Source organism: Methylovirgula ligni (assembly GCF_004135935.1).
In the GTDB taxonomy this organism is placed as follows: domain Bacteria; phylum Pseudomonadota; class Alphaproteobacteria; order Rhizobiales; family Beijerinckiaceae; genus Methylovirgula; species Methylovirgula ligni.
In genome coordinates this window covers 2,426,537-2,445,005 of the sequence record NZ_CP025086.1, presented here as the reverse complement: position 1 = coordinate 2,445,005, position 18,469 = coordinate 2,426,537, and the positions used below count along the sequence as shown (strand labels likewise).

Below are 18,469 nucleotides of genomic sequence, written 5' to 3'. Positions count from 1 at the left end.
GAAAATTGCGAATCTTGCATGTCTTGCGCGCGCCTTTGGGCGGCCTGTTCCGTCACGTCGTCGACCTGACGCGCGAGCAGATCGAGCGAGGGCACGCGGTCGGTCTTGTGACCGATTCCCGAACCGGCGGTCGCCGTGCCGATGAGACGCTCGACGCTCTCACGCCGTCCCTCGAACTCGGCCTTCTGCGTATCCCGATGCAGCGGCCGGCGCATATCCTCGACATTCCCGCGGCGTTGCGGGTCGCCGCGCACGCCAACGCCCTCAATGTCGATGTCGTTCATGGCCACGGCTCCAAGGGCGGCGCCTATGCGCGGCTCCCCGCCGTTCTTTCGCGCGCTGACAAGCCGGTTCGTGCCTATACGCCGCATGGCGGCAGTTTCAATTATCGCTCCGGGCCGCTGATCGAGCGCACCTATATGGCGATCGAACGGCTGCTGGTCGCCGGTACCGACGTCTATTTGTTCGAGAGCGGCTATATCGCGCAGCAGTTCCGCCGCCGCGTCGGGCCGACAACGAAACTCACGCGGATCGTCTATAACGGCTTGAGCCCGAACGAATTTGTGCCCGTCGCGCCGAATGCCGATGCGGCGGACTTTCTCTATGTCGGCGAATTGCGCGCCGCCAAGGGCATCGACACGCTCATCGACGCGATCGCGCTGATCTCACAAGGGCCGATAAAGCCGCGGCTCGTCCTGGTGGGCAGCGGGCCGGACGACGCCAAGCTTATCGAGCATGCGGTACAGCGCGGCATCGGGGAACAGGTTACTTTCGCAGGCGTCATGCCGGCTCACGAGGCTTTCCGCCTCGGCCGCGTTCTCGTCGTCCCGAGCCGGGCCGAATCATTGCCCTATATCGTGCTGGAGGCTGCCGCCGCGGAAGTCCCGCTCGTCGCGACGGATGTCGGCGGCATCAATGAAATCTTCGGACCTTACCGCGACCGCCTCATCGTTCCCGACGATCCGCAATTGCTCGCCGCGACGTTGAAGAAGACGCTGACGCGGCCGGCGGATCAGGTGCGCGCCGAAAGCCGTGCGCTCGCCGATTTCGTCAAGACGAAATTTAAGATCAGCGATATGGCCGACGCCGTTATCGCTGGCTATGCCGAGGCCCTTGCGGCGCGTCGTAGCCGCCGCAGCCCCGCCAATTCGTCCGTCGTTCCTTCTTCGTGAGTTGCAGCCAGGATGAAAAAGATCTCGCTCTCCGATCTGCAACAGGTTGCTCCCGATGATGCGACGAGCGCGCCACGGCCTGACGCCGAGGTAACGGCGGAGAAGCTTGCCAGCGCCGCGCGCGCAATGCAGAGCGGCGCCAATGTGCCGGCGATCTCGCGCGTCGTTCTCGAAGGTCTCGTGCGCTTCGCGGAATTTCTGCTGATCACCGCCGTCGGCTTCGCGGTTCACTTCGTCTATCTCGCGCACAGCGAAGGCTATGGATCGCAATATCTGATCGTCATGCCGCTCATCGGCGCCCTGTCCGTCCTCGCGATTCAGAGTTCGGAACTTTACAAGATCAGCGCCTTCCGGAAATTTCCGGCCGACGGCCTGCAAATCGCCGGCGCCGTGACCATCGTCTACGGCAGCGCGCTGGTGTTCATCTTCTTTCTCAAGCTCGATGCGGTCTATTCGCGGGTTTTCATGCTCGCCTGGTATCTCGGCAGCCTCGCGATTCTCACCGGCGAGCGCGCCCTGCTGGCGCTGATCGTCGACCGGCTGATCAGCTCCGGGCGCCTGGCCCGGCGCACCATTCTCGTCGGCGGCGGCGGCGCGGCGGACATCCTGCTCAACCAATTGGCGGCGCAACCGTTAGCCGATCTTCAAATCCTCGGCATTTTCGACGACCGGACGGACGCGCGCTCCCCCGCCGTCGTCGCAGGCTTTCCCAAGCTCGGGACGGTGGACGATCTCATCGCCTTCAGCCGCCGCACACGTATCGATCTGATCATCTTCACGCTGCCGATTACCGCCGAGGCGCGCATTCTGCAAATGCTGCGCAAGCTGTGGGTGCTGCCGATCGACATCCGCCTCGCGGCGCATATGAACAAGCTGCATTTCCGGCCGCACTCCTATTCCTACATCGGCAGCGTCCCGCTGATCGATATTTTCGACAAGCCGATCGCCGGATGGGACGTCGTCCTCAAATATGCCTTCGACAAGATCGTGGGCAGCCTTTGTCTTGTTTTGCTGGCACCGGTGATGGCGCTCGTCGCCTTGGCAGTGAAGCTCGACTCGAAAGGACCTGTGCTCTTCCGCCAGAAGCGTTACGGCTTCAACAACGAGATCGTCGAGGTCTTCAAATTCCGCTCGATGCGGACCGATCTGCTGGACTTCGGCGCCACGAAGCTTGTCACCAAAGACGATCCCCGCGTCACCCGGGTCGGCCGTTTCATCCGCAAGACGTCTCTTGATGAATTGCCGCAGCTGTTCAACGTCGTCTTCAAGGGCAACCTTTCGCTCGTCGGGCCACGGCCGCACGCTCTGCACGCCAAGGCGGCGGAGCGGCAATATGATGAAGTCGTCGATGGCTATTTCGCGCGCCACCGGGTGAGCCCGGGCATCACCGGTTGGGCGCAAATCCACGGCTGGCGCGGCGAGACGGATACGCCGGAGAAAATCCAGGGCCGCGTCGAGTGCGACCTTTATTATATCGAGAACTGGTCGATCGTACTCGACATCTATATCCTGCTCGCGACGCCCTGGGCGCTTTTCAAGAACAGAAATGTCTATTGAGCGCACGAGCCGCCACGCCGCTTGCGCGGCCTTTGCGCTCGCTCTCGCGACGCCTGCGGCCGATGCGGCAAGCCTCCCACAGCTCAATGTTTCTCTCGCCGGAAATCCGCAAGTCGTCTTCGACATGATGCGTGAGGATTGCGATCCGCCGGACGTGATGCCCGACGTCAATGCCCGCGCTTTTCGCGACAGCTCCGGCAAGATCGTCTTTTTCGGCCTGCATTCGATCAATCGCACCTTGCGCGGCCCCGACTTGTCGCATCTCAAGCTCGATTGCCATATCGTGCTGGACAGCGGCAACGATCCAAACCCGGCCCATTACAACGATCGCAATTTCATTACCGCGACATGGACGCCAAACGGCAAGGATGTCGCCGCGCTGGTCCACCACGAATATCATGCCGATAATTTCGGCCGATGCAGCGTCAAGGACTCGCTCGGCTGCTGGTACAATACAGTCGTCGCCTATCGCTCCGCCGACGGGGGCCAGAATTTCATCAAGGCGGCGCCGCTGGTCGTCGCCGCAGCGCCTTTCACGCAGGACGCGGGACAAGGACGCCATCGCGGCTTCTTCAATCCGTCGAATATATTTTCAGACGGGCACTATGAATATTTCTTCGCCGCCACGACCGGATGGGACGGGCAACCTTACGGCGCCTGCCTTTTTCGTTCGTCTACGCCGCTCGATTCGGCCTCCTGGCGCGCCTACGATGGACGTGCCTATAGCATCCGCTATACCGACCCTTACCGGCAGCCTGACCCTGGCGTGAAGGCTTGCGCGCAGATCGGCCCTTTCACCTTTCCTGTCGGGGCGGTGGTGCGTCTGCGTCGGAGCGGCGATTGGCTCGCCGTCTTCGATGCGCAACATAACGACACGCTCTTCCCGGTCGACGGCATCTATTATGCGACGGGTCATGATCCGCTGCATTGGAGCCTGCCCAAGCTTCTGCGCGCCGGCCCGAACCTCTCGTCTGATTCCTGCGCGACGAATGTCGCCGTTTCCTATCCGTCCATCCTGGCCGAGGATTCCACCGGGCGGAATTTCGATAATGCAGGCGAGGACGATGCTTTCCTCTATTTCATCGCCATTACCATGAAGGACTGTCAGGCCGGCCCGCGTCTATTGCTGCGGCAGAAGCTTAAAATCACGCCGGAGGCGGGTTAAGCTCATGACGATGACATCGATTCCCCTTGCCCGGCACGGCGGCCGCAACCGGCAGATCTCCTATCAGACTCTGCTCGATATCGTGTTCGCCGTTTGGGTCTTCGCCGGGCTCATGTCCGTCATCGAGCCTTCGCCCTACGACTTCGTCGCGCTTGTGGCGATCCCGATGTGGTTCGTGGGCGGCTTCAAGATTCATCGCGTCCAGGCATTGATCCTGATTCTCTGGACGATTTTTCTGGCCTGCGGCTTCATCGCCCTGATGCCGTATTGGGATAGCTCCGAATCCCGCATCTACCAGTTGCAGAGCCTTTATCTTGTCCTTTCGGTCTTCTGCTTCACGCTCTATTTCGGCGAACGGACAATTCACCGCGCCGAGCTTTGCATGAAGGCTTATACATTTGGCGCCTTCGTCTCCGCTTCGGTCGGCGTTCTCGCCTATTTCCACCTGATCCCGAAGCCCGAAATGTTCGTCTTCGAAGGGGGCCGCGCGGCCGGTACATTCAAGGACCCGAACGTCTTCGGCTCCTATCTCATTCCCGCGATCGTGTTCACGTTCCAGGATCTTCTGATCGGCACCGGCGTCTCGCGGCTCATCTCCTTCGCCGCAGCGGGCATGCTGATCCTTGGCGTTCTGCTGTCCTATTCGCGCGGCTCGTGGGGAACGGCCATCATTGCCTTGCTGCTTTTGATCTTCAGTTCCTTCGTGACAGCGGATAGTGCAGCCAAGCGGCGTCGGATCGTCATCATGACGCTGTTCGGCCTCGGCGCCGCGATTCTGTTTCTGATCGTGATCTTGTCGCAAGATAACATTCGCGAATTCTTCTTAGAACGCGCCGCGGCGCACAAATACGACGAGGGTTCGACCGGCCGCTTTGGCAATCAGCTTCATTCGATTCCGATGCTTCTCGAGCGGCCCTGGGGCTTCGGGCCCCTGCGTTTTCGCGTCATCTTCGAATTTGAGCCGCACAATAGCTACATCGGCGGCTTCGCCAACGACGGATGGCTTGGCGGAATGGCCTGGATTCTGATCGTTCTGATGACCTGTTTCGTCGGTTTTCGCCTGATGTTCGTCACCTCGCCGTTCCGGCGGGTTGCTCAGGGCGTCTTTCCCGGCCTCTTCGCGCTTTTCCTGCAGGCCTTCCAGATCGATGTCGATCATTGGCGGCAGCTTTATCTCTTCTGCGGCATGATCTGGGGATTGGAGGCCGCGCGCCAGCGCTGGCGCTTCCGGAGCACGAAAGCCGCCGCTCCACCCGCCGACACGGCGCCAATGGCGGCAGCGGCCCGGGAAGGCTACGGCTGACGACGATGCGGCTCCGGCAATTCGGATCGACCTCGGTTCGCGGCCTCGGTTATATGTATCATCCAGCCGTGAGGCTTCGCATCGCGCATCCAAGACGAATGAGGACATGACCAAAGCCCCACAGATTTTTGCCGGCTTCGCCGCGCTTCTCGCCGCCGCGGGCGTCGCGGAGGCCGCGGCCGCCGCCCACGCTCTCCCCAGCCCGCTGCTGAAAACATCGTCCGAATTCCTGCTCGCCAACGCGGTCGGAATCGTCGCGCTCAGCGCCTTTGCGCAAACGGCTATACCTGCCAGCCGCCTGCTCTATTTCGGCATCGCCGCCCTCCTTCTCGGCACGCTGCTCTTCAGCGGCGAACTGACGAGCCATGCCATCTTTCCGCAGAGTCCGCTTGTTATGATCGCGCCAATCGGCGGCTCGCTGACTATCCTCGGCTGGCTGATAGCCGCTGCCGGACTTTTCGGCGGCGCCTGGCGGAGGCGAGATTGAGAGAACGGCGTCCTTTATGCACGCGATCATCGTCGCAGATTTCGCGGAACTGACAGGCGGCGCCCAGCGCGTCGCAGTGGAATCGGCGCGCGCGCTTGCCGAGACCGGAGCGCGTGTGACCTATATTCACGCAACGGAAGCCGTCGATTCCCAACTCACACACCCGGCGATCGAGACCATCTGCCTGCATCAGCCCGACGTCTGGACGCTTGGCGCGGCACGCGGCGCCGCCGCGGGAATCTGGAACACCGCCGCGGCACGGAAGCTGTGCGCGGTTTTGGCGCCCTTCGCAGGCGCGCCAGAAACGGTGATCCATCTGCATCAATGGACACGGGCATTCTCGCCGGCGATTTTTCCGGTCTTGATGCAGGCGAAGCTGCCGCTCTTCATCACGGCGCACGATTACTTCCTCGCCTGCCCGAACGGCGTCCTGTTTCGCTTCGATCGCACTGCGCCCTGCGAATTGCAGCCGATGTCGCTGGCCTGCATCAGCGCCAATTGCGATCCGAAAAGCTATCTGCATAAGGCGGTACGTGTACTGCGCACGGCGGCGACGCGGCAAAGCTTCGGCACAAACGACGTCAATATGATTCATGTCTCCGATCGCGGCCGCGATACGCTCACTCCCTTATTGCCGGAAAATTGGCATCACGATCGCATCGACAATCCGATCTCCATCGCCAAGGCACCACCGATCGATGCGGCAATGAGCGGACGAAGCTTTGCTTTCATCGGCCGGTTGACGCCGGAGAAAGGCGCCCTTGTCGCCGCGCGCGCCGCTGCGGCTGCCAGCGCGCCCATCCTGTTTGTCGGCGATGGCCCGGCGGCGGCAGATATCAAAGCCGCATGCCCGCACGCGGAGATCACCGGCTGGCTCGCTCCGGCGGCGGTTGAGACGCTGCTGCGCACGCGCGTGCGGGCCGTCGTCGCGCCTTCCCTTTGGATGGAAACCGGCCCCATGACCGTCTACGAGGCGCAGGCTTTCGGCCTCGCAACCATCGCGTCGGATCGTTGCGGCGCGGCCGAGCGCGTGACGGCGCAAACCGGTTTCGTGGTCGCGCCCGCGACGGAGGCCCTTGCCGAAGCCTTTATACGTCTCAAGGACGATAATCTGGCGCAGGACATGGGCCGCGCAGCTTACCAGACCTACTGGGCCGACCCGCCGACGCCGGCGGCGCATGCCCGGCGGCTTCTCGCGCTCTATGCGCTAAGATGCGCGCCGGATCGCAAGGCTCAAGGTTATTGATTGGCAAAGCTTTTCGGTTAGACAGAAACCGCCCTACGGCAGTTTTGGAACCAGGCTGTTGAAAATCGTCATTGTTGCCGACCATGCCCATGTTAACGGCGGGCAAGCGAAAGTCTCGATCGAGAGCGCAAAAGGCCTGGCGCTGCTCGGCCATGACGTCGTCTATTTCGCCGCTGTCGGTCCGGTCGATCCCGGCCTCGCGGCGGCCCATGTCAAGACCGTGGTGCTCGACCAGCCCGACGTGACATCGGCCGGGTCGCTCACACGCTTCGGCGTCCAATGGTTGTGGAATGTTGCGGCGGCACGAAAACTTGCCGAAGTGCTCGATGCCTGCGATCCGCGCCAGACGATTGTACACGTTCATGCCTGGGCCAAGGCGCTTTCGCCCTCCATCGGCCCGGTTTTGAAACGCACGAAAGTGCCGCGCGTCTTCACGATGCACGAATATTATCTCGCCTGCCCCAATGGCGGCTTCTACGATTATCCGGTCGCGCGGCCCTGCCTGCGCCGGCCCATGTCGCTGGCCTGCGTCACGCATAATTGCGACTCGCGCAACTACGCGCGCAAGCTGATGCGCGTCGGCCGCCATGAATTGCTCAAAACCGGGATGCTGGACAGTCTCAGCGACGTCATCACCATCAGCCGCCTGCAACGCGAGATTTTGCAACCCTATCTGCCAGCCGGCGTGCGCTATCACGATATTGCCAATCCGATCGATGTCGCGCCGATGGGCCAGAAGCCGGAGGCGCCGCTTCGAGATTTCGTTTTCGTCGGACGCCTCTCGGCGGAAAAAGGCGCAAAAATATTCGCCGAGGCCGCGCGGCGCGCCGGCCGACAGGCGATCTTCGTCGGCGACGGACCGGCGGCCGATGAATTGAAAGCCCTCTATCCAAAGGCGAGGATTCTCGGCTGGAAATCTCCTGCCGAGGTCAAGCAATTGATGCGCGCCGCGCGGGCGCTCGTCTTTCCTTCGGTCTGGTATGAGGGCCAGCCGCTGACCGTGCTCGAATCGCTTGGTCTTGGCACGCCGGTCATCGTCAGCGACGTCTGCGCCGGGCGCGAAGCCGTGCAGGATGGCGTCAACGGTCTCTGGTTCAAATCCGCCGACCCGGATTCGCTCGCCGGTGCACTGCAACGGCTCTCGGACGACGACACCGCGCGGCAGATGTCGCGCGCTGCCTATGATCTCTATTGGACGAAGCCGCTCACGCTCGAACGCCATCTCGATGCGCTGGTCGCACTCTACCGGGCCGTGCTGGGGGAAACACCACAACCCGCCGCCGCATTTGACGCCTCGCATCAGAGTCCCTAAGCATCGGCCAGTGGACATTCTGAAGCGGCGGGTGGCGTGGCAAGTGAACGAGCCGATGACCCTCGTGAAGGCGCGCACCCGGCGCGCATTCTCGTGGTGGAAGACGAGCCGCTCATCGCGATGATGCTCACCGATATGCTGGAAGAGCTCGGCTTCACGATTGCTGCCTCTTTCGCCCACGTCGCACCGGCGCTCGAATATCTCGCCCAGAGCGATGTCGATGTCGCCTTGCTCGACGTCAACCTCGGCAACGAGAAGATCGATCCGATCGCCGATTTTCTCGCCGAGCGCGGCTGTCCTTTCATCTTTACCACGGGATACGGGCGGACCGGAATCCCCGCCTCGCATGCCGGCCGGGCAGTACTACAAAAGCCTTTTCAGATCAGTAATCTGGAGACAACGCTGCGCGAGGAACTCAATTTATCTGGCGAGCTTTGAGGCACCGTTCGCTTTTATTGCAAGCCGGATGAATTCCAGCGCGGCGGCGGGATTCTGGCGCCGTTGAACTGCTGCTGCTGCGAGCGGTTGCCGACGAAGGTCTGACCAAGATTGACCATGCCGATCGTGTCAGGCCCGGGCATGGAATCCGGATCGTTCGGCAGCGGTGCACCGGCGACGCTAAACCGCGTGCCGGCATCCCCCAGGCCACCGCCGACGCCTTTTCCGGCCGATAGAGCCGCGTATTCCGCGTCAAGCGCTTGCAGGGATGTCTGACCGGGCGTTGCTATGGAGTCGTGACGGCTGCCCACATGCACGGTGAAGCCGGAGCGCAGGATGAGCTGATGGCCCACATCGTTGGCGACGTCGATATGGCCGTAGTGCGACATCACATTCACGCCGTCCGGGCCGACACTGACCGTCATCATGCCGCCGCGCACGCCGATGGTCGCAACCGGCGTCAGCACCTTAACGCCCGTCGTATGGCTGATCTGGCCGCCGATGAAGCGCATGACGCCCTGCGCCATCGTCGCCGTCATCACGCCCTTTCCGGTCGCCGGATCGTAAACATATTTGTCGATGACCAATGTCGAGTTGCGGCCGATGGACAGAGTCGTGCGATCGAGGAAGACGACATTCAGCATCCCCTCACCGCTCGTCTGAATGAGCTCATTGGCGATGACGCGCGCGCCGATCACCATGTGGCGAGTCTTTTCGCCGGGCGGCGTGCCGAGCGAAAGCGGCGTGACCGCACCGACATTGCCGACGGCTTGAGCCGCGGCCTGTCCTGGCGACATCGCCAGAGCAGCGAGCGCAAGCGCGAGCATTGGCGTCCTTGATCCCGCGCGGCTGATCGGCATAGGCTTTTCTCCTCCGCTTCAGAATCGCGCCGTCGGTCCAAACAGGACCGTCACGTCATCATTGGTGAAATTCGGCAAGTTCGAGTTTGTCCGCGCATATTGCAGCATGCCGGACAGGCCGAGAGTCGCAGTAATCGGCATATCGAGCAGAACGCCGCCATAATAGGCGAAATCGCACCGACGAACGTAAGGATTGACCGCGACGTCCGGCGCGTCGAACGCATCCCACAGCGCGCTGAAATAGGGCGTGACGCTCCATTGCAACGGCATCCAGGGAAACGGCGGCGCGAATTCGTCGTGGAAGGAGACCTGGAAGCCGCCCTGATTGAAGCTCTGCCACGGGTTGACGGCGCTGGCGCGCGCATAGATCGGCCGCACATCGATCGACATAAGCTCGGTAAACCGATAAATCCCGTCCGCCGAGACGGAGATATAATCGCCATCGCCGAGGGCGGTAATCTGATAGCGGCCGGGATTGTTGACGGAAATGTGCCGCCATTCGACATCCGGCGCGATGGACCAATCCCGCGCCGTATCGAAGCCGAGCGTGACGCCGGCGCCGCCGGAATTGAGATAGGACTCGCCGCCGATCCAGGAGAGATTGCCGACGAGATAGGGCTTGATCGTCACGCCCGGCCAATTGGCGGGATCGAGCGCAAGCCGCGGCCCGATATTGGCCTCGACATAGCCAAGATCGAATTGCGAGAGCGAAAACTGGCTCGTCCCATAGCCAATGAAATTCGTCTCGATCCGGTCGCCGCGCTGATTTTCGAAGTCATAAACGTTGCTGATCTTGGCGAGGCCGAAGACCTCGCCATCGGATTGCTGCGGAACATTCGAGCCCTGCGGCACATCATGCGCGAAGAGGCTGAGAAATCCGGCGTCGGGCAGCGCCGCGACATTCGATTGATACCCGATGCCGGTTTGCAGAAAGCCGCTCCACCGGATCGGCTGGAGCTGCTTTTCCGCCTCCGGCAGATAGGCCGTCAGCCGCGCCCGCAAGGTCACTGGAAGATCGGGCGCCGCCCCGGCCACCTTAAAATAATGCACGGCGTTGTCATAGGAGCCGAGGCGAAAATAAAGCGTCGCGAGTTCGAAATTGGCGCGGGCGAGACGCGGCGCGAAGGCCAATACGCGTTCGAGCGCCGAAATCGCCGCCTCGTAGTCGCCAAGCGCCTCGGACACCTGCACATATTGGAAGACGAGATCGAAATTCCTCGGCGTCTCCAAAGTCTCCGCAAGCAGCCTCGCCTGCGTGGCGGCGAGGGCCTGACGATCCGTGCGATTATCCGCCTGCGCGGTGAAAACCGCGCAAACGCAAAACCCCAGTCCAGCAAGTAAAAGCTGGAACCTTCGCACGATAGCGCCCCCACGCTGGACCGCCGCGTCGTCCATCTGCGGTCTGTACAATCGGGGCAACTCTAGAGATCAATCGAATTCCAGCAAGGGGCCGCTCGCGCGAAAGTCGAATCTCGTCGCGGGTGTGGCGCATTGGCACTTATGCGCGATCCACGATCCGCCAAAGACTTAGCTAAAGCGGGGCTTGATTTTGCCTCACAAGGTGGCCACACAGTCCGGCGGCACCGCCCTGCGGGATTGCAAACTCTACCGCGCCAGAAAAAGTAAAGATGATCGATTCTCGTGGGTTAGAGCTGAATGCCGCGGTCCTTCGGGGGCCAAGGCTAGGCACCGCCCGTCCCCGGCTCTAGTTTATGGCAAAGCGCGGCGTGACGCCGATCCGCCGACCTACGGGCTTTGAACGCCAATGATCGAAATTGCCTCCGGCGCAAGGACGGAGCCCTCGACCCGCAAGAACCGGGCGAGAGCCGCCGCTGGCGTTGCGCTGGCCCTTATCCTCGCGCTCGTCGCTCTCTGGTCGGCGCAGCGGCTCTTGTCGACCGATCTTTTGAGCCAGGAAGTCGCCGCGCAAATTCAGCGCGCTACCGGGCTTTCGACCAAAATCGAGGGGCGGACAGAATTTCGCTTTCTGCTGCGTCCGCGTCTGATCATCCGCGATGTTCGCGTTGCCGACGCTTCGGGCGCCATACGGGTCGATGCGCCCGAGGTTATCGGCTATCTGCGTCTTCTCCCCCTCCTTGTCGGCCGCTTCGAAATCGGCCAGGCGGTCCTTTACCACCCGAAATTCTACGCCAGGCTCGACCGGGCGCCGGCGGGCCCGGGCGGCGACATTCAGCAGGCCGCAAACGCCGCGACGGATGATTTTCGGCGCCTTCAGGCGCCGCTCGGGACGATGGACATTGTCGACGGCCAGCTCCGGCTCGCAACAAAGAAGCTCGCCTCGGACATTGCCATCGACGCGATCGATATGCGCGCGAGCTGGCCGCGCCTCGGCGCTTCGGCGAATTTTGCCGGACGCCTGACCTATCGCGATGCGGCCGTGCGTTTTCAAGGCTGGCTGGAACAGCCGCTCGAGATTTTGCGCGGCGGCGATTCCGCCAGCGTTTTCCAACTCCGATCGGACCTCCTCACCTTCTGGACCTCCGGCCATCTCTCCGGCGGTCCGAAGGTGGAATACAGCGGCTCGATTTCGGCGACCGCGCCGTCTCTGCGCACATTTGCCGAAACGATCGGCTATTCATTCTCCAAGCACGGCACGTTCGCCGATCTCGCCCTGTCCTGCGATGTCGATGTCGCCGCCGGCAACGCCACCTTCACCAATCTGACCCTGCGCCTCGACGGCAACGACTATCAGGGCAATCTCGAAATCCAGAATGTCACGCACAGCCCGCAGATTTCGGGCACGCTGGCGAGCGATTTTCTCGATGTCACGCCGTTTTTGACCGGCGTACGTGAGCCCGCAGTCTCCGGCGGCCTGTGGAGCCGCAAGCCGCTGGATCTGCCGCAGCTAGACCTCGCCAACCTCGACCTGCGCGTCTCCGCGACCCGGCTGCGGCTCTATGATCTGGAGGTCCACGACGCTGCTTTGTCGCTTTTGGCCAAGCCAGGGATGATCGACCTGTCCCTGGCCGAGGCGACCGCGAACAACGGCGCGATTCGAGGCCGCTTCGCTCTGACCGAAAAGGATCACGTCTTCGATCTGCGCGTCAGCGGCAGCGGCGGCGGAATCGACCTTCAGCCGATGGTGTTCGAGGGCGAGCGCCCGCTGACGGGTTCTCTCGACGCCTCGATCCGGCTCGAAAGCTCGGGCCAGGACGTTTACGCTCTGATGCAGGGACTGAGCGGCGTAGCCGCGTTTTCCGCGAGCAACGGCTCCTTCAATGGCGTCGATCTGATCCAGACCCTCGCACACGCCAATGGCCGCAAGGCTGGCGAGAAGCTCGACACGGTGCCGGGCGCGACGAGCTACGATCATCTGACGCTCAACCTGGCGCTCGCGCAGGGGGTCGCCGCAATCTCGGACAGCCAGATCAGCGGCCCGAATTTGCAGCTTGGGCTCGCTGGCACGATCGATATGGGGCGCCGTCAGCTCGATATTCTGTCGCTCGCCGAGATCGGCGAATCGGCCGGCAAGACAACCCATACGACGCCGGCGCGCTTTGAGCTGAAAGGGCCCTGGTCGGCGCCACGCTTCTTTGTCGGGCCGGCCAATCTCGTCCTGCCCAAGTCCACGCCGCAAAAGGACACCCTGCCCGCGACAACGATGTCACCGCCGCCAGCGCAGGAATAAGCCAAATCAGCGGTCGTCGCGCAGGGCCTCGGCGAGCCGCGCTTCCAGAACCTGCGGCTTGGAGAGAACCAGCGCGCCGCGCGTCTTTTCCAGCAGACCCTCCTGCGCCATGGCGGAAAGTTCGCGCGTCACCTGCTCGCGCCGGCAGCCGATCCGCGCCGCAAGCACATGATGGAACGGCGGCGGCGTGACCGAGCGTTCTCCAGGGCGGCCCGGCCGCGGGCCGGCCATTCGCAGCAGTTCGGAATAAAGCCGGTGCTTGAGATCGAAGATGGAATGTTCGGTGAGGCGCGCGTTGAGCTCGCGCACCCGCGCGGTCAGCAGATGCAGCACCCGATCACCCACCGTCGGCGAGGCGAAGATCACTTCCCGGAAGACATTGGCCGGCATGATGCAGAGTTCGGCCTTGGTCAACGCAGTGACATTTGCCGAGCGCTTCGTGCTGTCGATGGCCGAAAGCTCGCCAAAGAACTGCCCGGCGCGCATTTCGGCAAGGATCACTTCCTTGCCGGCCTGCGTGCGAATCAGGATTCGCACCTCGCCGGCGATGATGAAATAGACGTCGGAGGTCTCGTCTTCATAATCGATGACGACCTCGCCTTCATCGAACCGGCGCCAGGTACAGCGACGGTCGAACAGGTTGAAATCAAGGTCGGTGACGTCCTTGAAAAAAGGAACACGCGCAAGGGTCTGCATGATTTCTTGCCCCCGACGCCGGAACAATTCCCCGGCGCGATTATTCTACTGACCGACGACCTTGAGCAACACGTCGTCTACGCGCGGGCAACCCATAAGCAGCCGAGTCCGGGTGCTTGCCAACTTCGCCGCTCGCAAGGCATTAGCCATTAGCATAACAATTGCCATTGGCCCAACGCCCGGCACCGGAGTGATGGCGCGGGCGCGCGACAAGGCCGTTTTGAATGCGACGTCACCGCCGAGTCGCGCGGCTCTCAGGATGCGGCCGTATAGCGATAGCGCGCCGCGTGGCGGCCCGTCGCGCCGGGGGGCAGCACACGCATCGACGGCTTGCCGAACAGGTCGCCGGCGAAATCCTCCGGGTCGCTGAAGCCTGTCCACTGCTCGATGCAGAGGTAGCCATTGCCCGGCCGGCACCAAACGCCCCAATGGGCGAAATCCTCACCTTCGACCGTGATCGCCGCGCCGCCGGGCGCCTCGAAGCGCAGGCCCGGGCTCGCCGCATTCAGGAAACAGAGCGCGTCATTATCGAAGAGGCTTGGCGCGAGGGGCAGCACCGCACCTTCGAGCGGCAGCCTGCGGGTAGCGCGCGCGATCAGTCCGCCCGGCGCGATTCTCGGAACCACCGGGTTTTCCGGCGCAGCAAAATGAAGCCGGTAGTCCGTCGCTGCACCCCCGGCGAAGGGCCAGCGAAAGCCGGGGTGGAGGCCGCAGGCATAGGGCATCGGCCGGTCGCCCGTATTCGCCACCATGAGCACCGTCGAGACAGCCCCCTCCTCCACCGCGTATTCGACAGTGAAAGTAAAATCAAAGGGATAGAGCCGCCGTGTCGCCGCATCGCTGGCGAGTGTGAAGCGCGCGCGGTCAGCGTGCTGCGTGACGAGGCGAAATTCCCGTTGGCGGGCAAAACCATGCAAGGCCAGAGGATAGGTCTTTCCTTCCACGCGGACTTCGCCGTTGCGGGTCCAGCCGACAACCGGAAACAACAGCGGCGCCGTCTCCGGCCAGACGTCCAGGCGTGGTTCCCAGAGCAAGGGACGGCCGCCAACCTCCCACGTCATAATCTCGGCGCCTTGTCGCGCGACGCTGACCGACGTTGCACCACTCCTGATGACGATCATTATCGTAAATCCGTTAAATTCAGCGGGTTACGTGATTAATGGGGGAACTGTCCGAGTGCGTTAGCGCACATTGAGGGCATTCCGCGGGCGCTAAGAGGTCGCATTACGGAAGCTTTATTGCAAAGTCGCCGTAATCTGCCCTTTAACTCCTCGGTCACATGAAGGGGTTCCGTATGAGAACTTGGTTGCTGACGGGGGCGACGACAGTTCTAGCGACAGCGGCCGCGCTGGCCATGGTATCGACCACACCCGGTCCGATCGGCGAATGGAAAATTGCTGACGGGACGGCCAATGTAGAGATTCAGCCCTGCGGCACGAATCTCTGCGGTTTCGTTTCCTGGGCCAAGGAAAGCTCGACCACCATGGGCCGCAAGGTTCTTATCGACATGAAGCCTAACGGCCATTCCTGGTTCGGCACGGCCGTCAATGTCGTCGACGGCGAGCAATATTCCGCCCGCATGTCGCTGCAAGGCCCCACCAGCCTCAAGGTCGAGGGTTGCATCATCGGTGGCATAATCTGTGGCGGCCAGATCTGGTCACGGGTCAAGTAACCACAAAATCGACCGGCCTCCCGGAAAGCCCGCCGCCCCGCCCGCGGGTCTTCATTCCGCTCATCCTTTATGTCACAGTTGCATCCGCACGAGCTCTCGCGCGTCCGGGTGAACGGGTGAAAGAGTGAAACTGCCGTCTCGTCTAGGGTGGTTTGGCCGAAGAAGCCTCTTCGGCAAATATGTCGTCACCTTCGTCGCTTTGGTCATTTCCATCCTGGCGCTCAGCGGCGCCACCGAGATGTGGTTCACCTATGGCGACCGCAAGGCCGAGCTGCTGCACACGCAGATGGAAAAAGCGGATGACGCCGCCCAGCGTGTCGAACAATTTATGGCCGAGATCGAGCGCCAGATTAACTGGACAACGCGCGCAAGCTCTATATCGCTGGCGCAGCGCCGCGACGATTACGCGCTGATCCTCCAGCACACGCCGGCTCTCGCGCAGATTTCCGAGCTTGACCCCAAGGGCCGCGAAATCCTGCGGATGGGCCGTGCCGGCCTCACCGCGGACCCGCAAGAGGACTTTTCGACTTCGGCCGCCTTTCTCCACGCCAATACGTCGGCGGCCTGGTTCGGCCCGGTGACCTTCACCCATCGTGGACCGACCATGGAGATCGCCATGGCCCTCGCCGGCAAACCGGCGGGCGTGACCGTTGCCACGGTCGAGCTGAAATTTCTGGCCGATATATTGAACGGCATTCAGGCCGGCGCCGGCATGTATGCCTATATCGTCGACGCCGAGGGCAATCTCATCGCCCATACCGATTCCTCGATGCTTGTGCATCGGCCGCATTTGCAACGCCTGCCGCAGGTCGCGGCACTGGCCAAGGCTCCCGAGGGCACGGTTTCCGTCGGCCGCAGCCTCGACGGGCAGTCCGTTCTCGCCGCCTCGGCGCCGATCCCTTCGATGCAATGGTGGCTGTTCGTCGAGCAGCCCCTCGCCGACGCCTATGCCCCGGTCACCGACCTGCTCGGCCGGCTGTTTATCATCCTGCTGGCGGCGCTCGTGCTCTGCATCGGCGCCGGGCTCATTCTGGCGCGCTGGATGACCGTGCCGATCCAGGCGGTTCGAGACGGCGCGGCGCATCTGGCGGAAGGCAATTTCAGCCACAAGATCGAAGTGCGGACTGGCGACGAGATCGAAGACCTCGCCGACGATTTCAACCTCATGGCCTCCCAGCTCCAGGATTCCTACGCCAAGCTGGAGCAGAAAGTCGAGGAGCGCACGCGCGATCTCGAACGCTCCGTCAGCGAGCTGCGCGCGCTCGAGGAAGTGGGCCTCGCGCTCGCGGCTTCCCTCAATCTCAACGAGGTGCTGGCGACGATCGTCGTGCGTTCCGTCGAAGTGACCGGCGCGCATGGCGGCGCGATCTACAGCTTCGATCCCGAGCGGCGCGCTTTCAATCTCGCCGAAGCCTATGGCCTCGACCCGGATTTCGTCGCCGCGATCCGCGAAGTCAGGATCCGGCGCTCGCACGGGTTGCTGAGCGAGGTCGCGGAACGCAAGATTCCGATCCAGATTCCGCATATCGCGGCGGCGCGCGACTTTCCGCTGCGCGGCGCGACTTTGGCCGCCGGCTTCCAATCGGCGCTGATCGCGCCGCTGATCGGCTCGGCGGAGCTCCTCGGCGTCCTCGTCATCGAGCGGCGGGAAGCCGGCTATTTCCCCGACAACACGGTCGCGCTGATCAAGACGCTGGCGAACCAGTCCGTGCTCGCCATGAGCAACGCCAAGCTCTTCGAGCAGGTGCAGGAGAAGAACAAGCAGCTCGCCATCGCCAACGAGCACAAGTCGCTCTTCTTCGCCAATATGAGCCACGAATTGCGCACGCCACTCAATGCCGTGCTCGGCTATACCGAGCTTATGCAGGATGGCATTTATGGCGACATTCCGGAGCGTGCCAAGCAGGTGCTCGCGCGCGTCCAGACCAACGGCGCACATCTCCTCAGCCTCATCAACGACGTGCTCGATATTTCCAAAATCGAGGCGGGTGAACTTTCCCTGTCGCTCGGCGATTATTCGCTGCGCGCCGTCATCGAGACGGTTGTGAATGCCACGGGCTCATTGGCACAGGCCAAGGGCCTGCGCATCTCGACCGATATCACGCCGGACCTGCCCGTCGGCCACGGCGACGAGCGCCGGCTGACGCAAGTGCTCTTGAACATCATCAGCAACGCCATCAAATTCACCGACAAGGGGGGCGTGATGATCCGTGCCAGGGCCTCGGGCGGTGATTTCAAAATGGCTGTCGAAGATACGGGGCCCGGAATCGCGCCGGAGGATCAGGCACGGATCTTCGAGGCTTTCCACCAGGTCGACAGCACCATCACGAAGCAAAAGGGCGGCACCGGCCTCGGACTTTCGATCAGCAAGCGCTTCGTCGAAATGCACGGCGGCACGATCAGCTTGACCTCGGCCTTGGGCGAGGGTTCGACCTTCCGGGTACAAATTCCGGTGCGCGTCGACCGGCAGATGGAGGCGGCATGACCAAGCGCATCCTCGTTGTCGAAGATACCGAGGACAACCGGCAGATTTTGCGCGACGTGCTGAACGACGCCGGCTTCGATCTCATCGAGGCGGGCGACGGCGAAGAAGGCGTGCGCATGGCCGCGGAGTTTCTTCCCGATCTCGTTCTGATGGATATTCAGCTTCCGGTCGTCGATGGCTATGAGGCAACGCGGCGGATCAAGGCCGACCCTGCCCTGCGCCATATCCCCGTCATCGCGGTGACGTCTTATGCCTTGTCGCAAGACGAGAAGAAGGCGCTCGCCGTCGGCTGCAGCGGCTATGTGGCCAAACCTTTCAGCCCGCGCGCTCTGCTCGCCAAGATTCGCGAGTTCCTGCCCTAGCGGGCATTGAAAGAGCGATATTGAAAGAGATTGTGGTATTCTCCGAGAAGCGCCGAAAGCGCATC

At 62.4% G+C, this 18,469-nt stretch carries 17 protein-coding genes; 12 read left to right on the top strand and 5 right to left on the bottom strand.

All coding sequences use genetic code 11. From position 1 onward, the window contains the following. The first annotated feature begins 5 nt into the window (after positions 1-5). The 8 genes from CWB41_RS11740 to CWB41_RS11705 all read left to right on the top strand — a co-directional run bounded on the left by CWB41_RS11740 (position 6) and on the right by CWB41_RS11705 (position 8,680). Complete coding sequence (locus CWB41_RS11740) at positions 6-1,172, top strand: glycosyltransferase family 4 protein (RefSeq protein WP_245441049.1); 1,167 nt, start codon at positions 6-8, stop codon at positions 1,170-1,172. A gap of 12 nt (positions 1,173-1,184) precedes the next feature. Continuing rightward, entirely contained in the window at positions 1,185-2,729 is a 1,545-nt protein-coding gene (locus CWB41_RS11735; protein WP_115836556.1) for an undecaprenyl-phosphate glucose phosphotransferase, read from the top strand. Continuing rightward, the gene (locus CWB41_RS11730) at positions 2,719-3,894 is read left to right on the top strand and encodes a hypothetical protein (RefSeq protein WP_115836557.1); all 1,176 of its coding nucleotides are present in this window, start codon (positions 2,719-2,721) and stop codon (positions 3,892-3,894) included. Before CWB41_RS11735 ends, CWB41_RS11730 begins: the two co-directional genes overlap by 11 nt. A gap of 4 nt (positions 3,895-3,898) precedes the next feature. Beyond that, positions 3,899-5,197 (top strand): O-antigen ligase family protein, encoded by a 1,299-nt coding sequence (locus CWB41_RS11725; RefSeq protein WP_115836558.1) that lies wholly within the window; start codon positions 3,899-3,901, stop codon positions 5,195-5,197. A 106-nt stretch (positions 5,198-5,303) separates the two neighbouring features. Further along, on the top strand, positions 5,304-5,684 hold the full coding sequence (locus CWB41_RS11720) for a DUF423 domain-containing protein (protein WP_115836559.1): 381 nt from the start codon (positions 5,304-5,306) through the stop codon (positions 5,682-5,684). A 16-nt stretch (positions 5,685-5,700) separates the two neighbouring features. After that, entirely contained in the window at positions 5,701-6,930 is a 1,230-nt protein-coding gene (locus tag CWB41_RS11715) for a glycosyltransferase family 4 protein (RefSeq protein WP_115836560.1), read from the top strand. 58 nt (positions 6,931-6,988) lie between these two features. Beyond that, positions 6,989-8,242, top strand: a complete 1,254-nt coding sequence (locus CWB41_RS11710) for a glycosyltransferase family 4 protein (RefSeq protein WP_115836561.1) — start codon at positions 6,989-6,991, stop codon at positions 8,240-8,242. A 36-nt stretch (positions 8,243-8,278) separates the two neighbouring features. Beyond that, positions 8,279-8,680, top strand: coding sequence for a response regulator (locus CWB41_RS11705; RefSeq protein ID WP_245411268.1), 402 nt, complete (start codon positions 8,279-8,281; stop codon positions 8,678-8,680). Positions 8,681-8,694: 14 nt separating this feature from the next. Here CWB41_RS11705 and CWB41_RS11700 read toward each other — a convergent pair whose 3' ends face one another. Together CWB41_RS11700 and CWB41_RS11695 are read right to left on the bottom strand one after the other, a co-directional pair. After that, positions 8,695-9,540 carry a FecR family protein gene (locus tag CWB41_RS11700; RefSeq protein WP_115836562.1) on the bottom strand — a complete coding sequence of 282 codons (846 nt, stop codon included), beginning with the start codon at positions 9,538-9,540 and terminating at the stop codon, positions 8,695-8,697. Between the two features lie 18 nt (positions 9,541-9,558). Further along, complete coding sequence (locus tag CWB41_RS11695; RefSeq protein ID WP_115836563.1) at positions 9,559-10,935, bottom strand: tetratricopeptide repeat protein; 1,377 nt, start codon at positions 10,933-10,935, stop codon at positions 9,559-9,561. Between the two features lie 370 nt (positions 10,936-11,305). Here CWB41_RS11695 and CWB41_RS11690 point away from each other — a divergent pair, with 370 nt between their 5' ends. Then, complete coding sequence (locus CWB41_RS11690) at positions 11,306-13,189, top strand: AsmA family protein (protein WP_115836564.1); 1,884 nt, start codon at positions 11,306-11,308, stop codon at positions 13,187-13,189. A gap of 6 nt (positions 13,190-13,195) precedes the next feature. On the opposite strand, the gene CWB41_RS11685 is transcribed toward CWB41_RS11690, so the two are convergent. The 3 genes from CWB41_RS11685 to CWB41_RS11675 are packed head-to-tail and all read right to left on the bottom strand — an operon-like array spanning position 13,196 to position 14,946. After that, on the bottom strand, positions 13,196-13,885 hold the full coding sequence (locus CWB41_RS11685) for a Crp/Fnr family transcriptional regulator (RefSeq protein WP_115836565.1): 690 nt from the start codon (positions 13,883-13,885) through the stop codon (positions 13,196-13,198). Positions 13,886-13,930: 45 nt separating this feature from the next. After that, the gene (locus CWB41_RS16390; RefSeq protein WP_425373901.1) at positions 13,931-14,098 is read right to left on the bottom strand and encodes a hypothetical protein; all 168 of its coding nucleotides are present in this window, start codon (positions 14,096-14,098) and stop codon (positions 13,931-13,933) included. A 41-nt stretch (positions 14,099-14,139) separates the two neighbouring features. Further along, complete coding sequence (locus CWB41_RS11675; RefSeq protein ID WP_245411269.1) at positions 14,140-14,946, bottom strand: aldose epimerase family protein; 807 nt, start codon at positions 14,944-14,946, stop codon at positions 14,140-14,142. A gap of 233 nt (positions 14,947-15,179) precedes the next feature. Between CWB41_RS11675 and CWB41_RS11670 the strand changes: the two genes are divergently transcribed. From CWB41_RS11670 to CWB41_RS11660, 3 genes are all read left to right on the top strand, one after another. After that, positions 15,180-15,557: a DUF2147 domain-containing protein gene (locus CWB41_RS11670; RefSeq protein ID WP_115836568.1), complete on the top strand. Its 378-nt coding sequence runs from the start codon at positions 15,180-15,182 to the stop codon at positions 15,555-15,557. A 124-nt stretch (positions 15,558-15,681) separates the two neighbouring features. Further along, positions 15,682-18,042 (top strand): ATP-binding protein, encoded by a 2,361-nt coding sequence (locus tag CWB41_RS11665; protein WP_245411270.1) that lies wholly within the window; start codon positions 15,682-15,684, stop codon positions 18,040-18,042. Next, on the top strand, positions 18,039-18,404 hold the full coding sequence (locus CWB41_RS11660; RefSeq protein ID WP_115836569.1) for a response regulator: 366 nt from the start codon (positions 18,039-18,041) through the stop codon (positions 18,402-18,404). Before CWB41_RS11665 ends, CWB41_RS11660 begins: the two co-directional genes overlap by 4 nt. The last annotated feature ends 65 nt before the right edge of the window (positions 18,405-18,469 follow it).

What these genes read in the sequence shown, in the direction of transcription:
- CWB41_RS11735 (WP_115836556.1), top strand. Translation starts at nt 1,185, where the DNA reads ATGAAAAAGATCTCGCTCTCCGATCTGCAACAGGTTGCTCCCGATGAT.
- CWB41_RS11730 (WP_115836557.1), top strand. Translation starts at nt 2,719, where the DNA reads ATGTCTATTGAGCGCACGAGCCGCCACGCCGCTTGCGCGGCCTTTGCG.
- CWB41_RS11725 (WP_115836558.1), top strand. Translation starts at nt 3,899, where the DNA reads ATGACGATGACATCGATTCCCCTTGCCCGGCACGGCGGCCGCAACCGG.
- CWB41_RS11720 (WP_115836559.1), top strand. Translation starts at nt 5,304, where the DNA reads ATGACCAAAGCCCCACAGATTTTTGCCGGCTTCGCCGCGCTTCTCGCC.
- CWB41_RS11715 (WP_115836560.1), top strand. Translation starts at nt 5,701, where the DNA reads ATGCACGCGATCATCGTCGCAGATTTCGCGGAACTGACAGGCGGCGCC.
- CWB41_RS11700 (WP_115836562.1), bottom strand. Translation starts at nt 9,540, where the DNA reads ATGCCGATCAGCCGCGCGGGATCAAGGACGCCAATGCTCGCGCTTGCG.
- CWB41_RS11695 (WP_115836563.1), bottom strand. Translation starts at nt 10,935, where the DNA reads ATGGACGACGCGGCGGTCCAGCGTGGGGGCGCTATCGTGCGAAGGTTC.
- CWB41_RS11690 (WP_115836564.1), top strand. Translation starts at nt 11,306, where the DNA reads ATGATCGAAATTGCCTCCGGCGCAAGGACGGAGCCCTCGACCCGCAAG.
- CWB41_RS11685 (WP_115836565.1), bottom strand. Translation starts at nt 13,885, where the DNA reads ATGCAGACCCTTGCGCGTGTTCCTTTTTTCAAGGACGTCACCGACCTT.
- CWB41_RS11675 (WP_245411269.1), bottom strand. Translation starts at nt 14,946, where the DNA reads ATGACGTGGGAGGTTGGCGGCCGTCCCTTGCTCTGGGAACCACGCCTG.
- CWB41_RS11670 (WP_115836568.1), top strand. Translation starts at nt 15,180, where the DNA reads ATGAGAACTTGGTTGCTGACGGGGGCGACGACAGTTCTAGCGACAGCG.
- CWB41_RS11660 (WP_115836569.1), top strand. Translation starts at nt 18,039, where the DNA reads ATGACCAAGCGCATCCTCGTTGTCGAAGATACCGAGGACAACCGGCAG.